Annotated in this window: 3 protein-coding genes; 1 reads left to right on the top strand and 2 read right to left on the bottom strand. The window is 43.6% G+C overall.

What is annotated here, in order from left to right; genetic code table 11:
* Nucleotides 1–1,770 (bottom strand): PKD domain-containing protein (locus Q1V93_RS03935; RefSeq protein ID WP_300661736.1); only part of this gene is annotated, 1,770 nt, incomplete at its 3' end.
* A gap of 292 nt (nucleotides 1,771–2,062) precedes the next feature.
* On the opposite strand from Q1V93_RS03935, the gene Q1V93_RS03930 reads away from it, so the two are divergent.
* Entirely contained in the window at nucleotides 2,063–3,340 is a 1,278-nt protein-coding gene (locus tag Q1V93_RS03930; protein WP_300661734.1) for a T9SS type A sorting domain-containing protein, read from the top strand.
* A gap of 53 nt (nucleotides 3,341–3,393) precedes the next feature.
* Here Q1V93_RS03930 and Q1V93_RS03925 read toward each other — a convergent pair.
* Nucleotides 3,394–6,348: efflux RND transporter permease subunit (locus Q1V93_RS03925; RefSeq protein ID WP_300661731.1), on the bottom strand; the 2,955-nt coding region annotated here is incomplete at its 5' end.

The following is a 6,348-nucleotide window of genomic DNA, read 5'->3' as shown; positions in this document are numbered from 1 at the left end:
GAAATTTGTTTCTGCCTGAAGTCCTTTGACAGACAAAACACCACTTGTTGGATTGGGATAAATACTCAAATCAGGCAAAGATCCCGCAGCATGAATTCCCAAACCGGTTATGTTCAAACTCGTACAGAATTGGTGTGTTCCACAAGGATTATAAGCAGTTGCACAAACAGTATATACACCTCCCGCTCCGTAGGTATGCGCTATCGTATTTCCTGTCATCGAAGTACCATCTCCCAACGACCAAACAACACTGTCCACATTCGCAGAACCCGTATACGCAAAATGATACGTCAATCCGGATCCTGTATTAGTGAACGCAGCCACCGGCGGTGTACAAGTACTGCAATCAGACGATCCGGATTTAGCGATATATCCGTCCGTATAGCCATCCTGTTTATAATGTGTAACACCTGCGATCGTGATGCTCGAACTAAACTCGCCTCCCAAATAGAAATTGCCGCGGCGGTCAGCCGCAAGTGCGGATACATATTCGTCTACACCCTGACCGCTATAAAGCGTATCAATTCGGATTACATTACCTGTTGCAGCATCAAACCGAACCAGAAAATCATTATAATATTGGTTATTTACTCCCAAACTGACTCCTCCCCACTCAAAATTACCACCGGCGTACTCTCCTGCAAGACCAATCGTGTCATTTGTACAAATCACGACTCTACCCGCATTGTCTGTGTTTCCTGAAGCATTGTTAGCATAAAGTACCGTTCCGGATGAACTGAACTTAACCAGGATCGGAAAACTCCACACTCCCATGGTGTTATTGAAGTTATAAGTTCCGAACCCATCACCTGCTCCGCCATTAAAATCATTGTAAGAATATCCGGTTACATATACGTTTCCCAAATGATCTACAGCCGGTGTTCCGTTCAAAGCAGTCGGGATTAAATCGTTATTACTTTTTTGTACCCAAAGAACACTGCCGGTAGTGCTGAAACAAGTCAGGAAGTTTCCTCCGGTAATTGCTGTAGATCCGAAAGAAATTGGATAGGGATCAAACCGGATTCCGCTCCAGTAATAATGCGAACTTATCGGGTCATACATCATGTAAAAGCCATAAGGGCTTATTCCTGCATTAGCCGGGCGGGTAACATCGAAGTGCAAGCCTCCGATAAAATTGCCGTTTTTATCGTATTTCAATGCGTAGATATTATTGTCAGCGGAATATGTTGCTGAAAAAGCACCATTTCCGTAATTACCAATTTCAAGCACACACATGATATGCGTATTTCCATTCTTTTCTACCGTCAAATTAAATCCTGCAGTTGGAGTAACCACCGTAATATTATCTGGTTCGGGCATACGCTGCCATAAAAAGTTACCTGTTGTATCGAATTTAAGCAGCAGCATTTTCTTCATAGTAGGTGGCAAGGTATCATCGTCGTCGATGTAAATATTACTTGAATTACCACTCCCCATATGCCCCAGGATATAAACACCTCCCAAAGTATCTGTTCCCACTCCGAAACCTGCATCAGGAGAAGATGTTCCGATGACTTTTGTCCAGCGGTAACTTCCGTCGCAGCGAAAACTGGTAATTCCAATATCCGTACTACCATTGACACTGACAGGATGGCCATCCACATTTGCCTGGCTCCCTAAACTCCAAAGAACATAGGTGTTTCCATTGTTATCAACAGCAATTTCCTTTGTTCGATTCTGAGCCCGTTTTCCCCACTGCCATTGTTGCGCTTGCACCGGGGCAGCAATCAGGGAAAAGCAAAAAAGGATAGAAAGTAATTGTTTTTTCATAAGCATTCATTTAAGTTCAACTTAAATACCGACCTGTTTATCAACAACATAAAAGGATGCCGGCTCAATATACTTTCATAACGGCTAAAACGTAAAATCAAAGCCTCAAAAAAACTTTATTAACCACATGATCCGGATTTGTTACTCATTTAACAAGTGATCGGGATAAATCTAATTCAGCCAATACCGTTTTAAACTATTTTTCATTTTCTGCAGTCAGTTGATGTTCCGAACTCCGAAATAATATACTTTTACGGCTGATTAAAGAAAATTACAACTTACAACTCTTGCGATGAAATCAATCCTTACTGGGGCCTTGACCTTGTCATGCTTTTTTATTTTTGCCCAAACTACCATTGAATTCCGAATCTTATCCGTTAGCAGCAATGTAGACGACATGGACGGTTTTTTACAAGGTGACAGCGATCCTGTCTGGACCTTTGAAATGCTCGACGGCGGAACAAACCTGGGAAGTTCTTACCACGAAATCACCGAAAATTGTCCCGGAACAAAAACCATTAACAAAGTCTTTGCCAGCAGAAACTACAGTTGTGCACTTCCTTCCAATTTTACTTTCCGATGGAGTGGTTACGAAGACGATGGCTGGTTAGGTACAGAAGCAAATACCGGTTTACAAACAATCTCCATTCCTGCAGGAGGATTCACTGCAACCGGTTTTACAACAATCGCTTCATACTCGGCTACTGCCAGCGGAGACCGGTGCGGCGGCGGAAATACGGTAACCTGGGGAGTCACACTTCAATACCGTGTAAGCGGAAGTTTCCTGACAAATACCGCTCCGACCGGTATCAATGCATCCGGCACCATCATCCAAACAGGGCAAAATGTGACTCTGACACAAGTTGGGGGAACTGCAACAAATGGCGGTGCGGCTTTTACCTGGACCACCGGAAGCTGTAACGGGACTGTAATCGGAACCGGAACAAGTATTACAACTTCTGTTTCCGGAACTACGACGTATTATGTAAAAGCATCCGGAGCCTGCCCCACAACCTGCGCTGCAATTACCATTACATCGTCTGCACTGGGAGTAACTTTAAGCGATTACTATTATTTGTGCAACAACAATCAGATTGCATTTCACTGGCGAACGGAATCGGAAACCAATAACAGCCATTTCGAAATTCAACAAATGGAAGCTCCGAATGTATGGAAAACAATCACTTCTGTTAAAGGACATGGAAACAGTTCTGTTACTCATTCATACGACTTTTCCATTCCGAATTCATCTGAAAACAACGATCATTACTACCGCTTGGTTCAGGTAGACAAGGACGAAGTAAAAACCGAATACGACCCGTTTTACATTGCCTGCGATACAGATTCAAAAGCGCTGAGCATTTATCCGAATCCGAATAACGGATCCTGGTCCGTTTATCCTTTTGAAAAGAATTTGCAGATCCGTTCTGTTCGCAACCAGGTTGGAAAATCGGTTGCATTCGAAGCTCAGGACGGAAAAATCCAATTGATCCATCCGGAAGCGGGAACTTATTTCGTGGAATTAATCTCTAACGGACAAATTACGATTCAAAAAGTAATCGTGCAATAAGAATATTATCATAAAAAAGGTCGGGGTGAAAAAATTTTCACCCCGACCTTTTTTTAAACCTCTGCTACATTTTTCACTTCTATTTTGGGTGGAATCAACCGGTAGATAATCGGCGTCACAACTCTTGAAAGCAAGGTTGAACTGATCAATCCTCCGATCAACACAATTGCCAAAGGAGAAATTAACGGGTTGGTAGAGATGGCTATTGGTATCAAACCTCCGATCGCTGTGAGCGATGTCAATACGATCGGTAAAAATCTCACTTCTCCGGCTTCTCGGATTGCTTCATCCAGCGTTCTTCCCTCTTCCCGCAACTGGTTGGTAAAGTCTACCAGCAAAATCGAGTTTTTCACTTCGATTCCTGCCAGTGCAATCAAACCGATCACTGCTACGAAAGACAATGAATTTCCGGTCATCCACAAAGCAATCACTGCTCCTACAATTCCCAGCGGAATAACCGAAAGAACGATCAAAGTACTTTTGAAAGTTTTGAAAAGCAAAATCAACACGGCAACGAACAGGAAAACCGTAATCGTAATAATGGTGTTAAATCCGCCGAAAGATTCATTGCGCGATTCGAATTCTCCCCCCATCACATAAGAATATCCTTCAGGTAGTTTCTGCTGATCCATTTTTGCCATCACTTCTTTGATCAGATTATCGACCAACACCCCTTTTTGTGCGAATGCGCTCACCGAAACCGTTCGGACTTTGTTGTAGTGATTGATAAACAGCGGCGAACTTTCCAATTGAAGCGTTGCAATCTGGGAAAGCAAAATGGCTCTTCCCTGCTGATTATTGATGTACAACTGATTGAAAACTTCCAGTGTTGCACGTTCACCTTTATGCGTTGTCAGAAGCATGGAAAATTCATCGTTATTTTCATCCGAAAAGGTTCCTAAATCCACTCCTGCAATTGCCAGCCGCACCGTTCTGTCGATATCCACCGTGTTTACTCCAAGCGCTCTGGCTTTTTCTTTCGAAATAACCAGTTTGAAATCGGATTTCAGGTTACTCACCGGGTTGTTTACATACATCGTTCCGGGAGTTTCTTTCAGTAATTTTTCAACCTGCTGGCTCAATTTGCGCAAGGTATCCAGGTTATCACCGGAAAGGCGCACTTCTACCGGAGCAACCATCGGCGGACCTTGCTCAAAGTTTTTTACTTCGATTTTTGCACCCGGATATTCATTGAAAACAGCACGTAAATGATCCGAAATTTCCTGCTTCTTTTCTACTCCGGTATGTTTTTCCAACTGAACAAAAATTTGTGCAAAATCCGTGCGTTCGTTTTCCTGTGCTACGTTGTAATAAACCGGCGGATTTCCTTTTCCAACATTGGATGCAAAATAGTTGATCTCCGGAATCTTCCCCAATTCCTTCTCTACGTATTTCGTAATTTCGTTCGTGTGTTCCAGGTTTGTTTGTAAAGGCGCAACTACGTTCACCATGAATTGCGGTTTTTCCGATGCAGGGAACAAACTAAAACCGATTACCGGGAACAAAGCCAAAGAACCCGCGAAGATTCCCACAGCAACCAATAAAGTAATCACCGGGCGTTTCAACGCTTTATCCAACAAGACCGAATACGTTCCTGAGATTGCTTTTTGAAGCGCACGTAAGAAAATATTTCCGTCATGTTGTCCTTGGTGTTGTTTCAACAAACGGCTCGACAGGAATGGAATAATCGTCAAAGAAACCACCATCGAAGCCAGGACGCTTGCAATAACCGCCATCGGAAGACTGCGGATAAAATCTCCGGCAACTTCCGGAAGGAAAACCAAAGGCAGGAACGCAATAATCAGCGTCACCGTACAACCGACTACTGAAAGTCCGATTTGCTTGGTTGCCATCAAAGTCGCATCCATTCGGGAATAACCTTCGCGCAGCCAGCGTTCGATGTTTTCAACGACCACAATACTGTCGTCGACCAACAATCCAAGTGCCACAACCAAGCCCACAATACTCAGCTGATTGATGTTATATCCCATCACATTCAACAAAACCAAACCGATTGCCAAAGAAAGCGGAATCGAAATCATGACGACCAGTGAAGCCCGTCCCCCCAAAGGAAGCAAAGTAATTGCCACCAGAAGAATGGCGATCAGGAAATCCACTCCCAAACCTCCCAAACGGCTGTTCACATTGTCTCCCTGGTCGAAATGATTGACCATGTCGATATTCGAAGGAACTTTCGAATCGAATTTATCCAGAACCTCCAAATATTTCTCCTGTGTTTTCGAAATATTGAAGCCTTCTTTCTGCGCTGCCGATACAAAAACACAGCGGTGTCCGTTCAACCGGGTGATGTGTTTTGTTTCCGAAAAATCGTAGTACACATCCGCCACATCTTTCAAGGGAATGGTTTTTCCTTCGGAAGCGTAAATAATCGTATTGGCAATTTCTTCCAGGGAAACGTAATTCCCACTCGTTTTGACGTTCAGCGATTTCGTTCCGACATCAACGCTTCCTCCCGGAATATTGGCAATTTCACTTTGCAATGTTCCAATAATTACATTCAAGGGAATATGCAACTGAGCCAGTTTCTCCGTTCTTAAATCGATACGAACCTGTTCATCGGAAAGTCCGTGAATCTTCACATTTTTCAGTTCGGGCAATTTCTCCAGTTCTTCCTGCAAATCTTCCGCTACTTTTTTCAAACTTTTCCGGGAAGCATTCTCACTGATCAAAGCCGTTTGAATCACATTCACATCGGAAGCCAGCAGTTTTTTTACCTCGATGCTTAAAATCTCTGCCGGAAGTTCGGAACGCATTCCGTTGACTTCCCGCGTCAGCTCCTGGAATTTTTCATCCACATCCGATTCGTACTTGTATTCGACCTGCATAATCGCCACACCATCCTTGATTTGCGTTTTGATCCGCTTGATGTTTTCCAGGCTGTAGATTTGCTTTTCCAGGGGTTTCACCACCAATTCTTCCATGTCCGAAGGACTTGTTCCCGGATATACCACAATCACGGGAAACATTGGGGAATTGGTCGTAGGATC

The organism is Fluviicola sp. (genome assembly GCF_030151805.1).
Classification (GTDB): domain Bacteria; phylum Bacteroidota; class Bacteroidia; order Flavobacteriales_D; family Crocinitomicaceae; genus Fluviicola.
The sequence above is the reverse complement of the archived record's forward strand: the minus strand, read 5'-3'. Positions and strand labels throughout refer to the sequence as shown.

Excerpts from the sequence above, each read along its gene's own strand:
- Q1V93_RS03930 (WP_300661734.1), top strand. The coding sequence starts at position 2,063 with ATGAAATCAATCCTTACTGGGGCCTTGACCTTGTCATGCTTTTTTATT.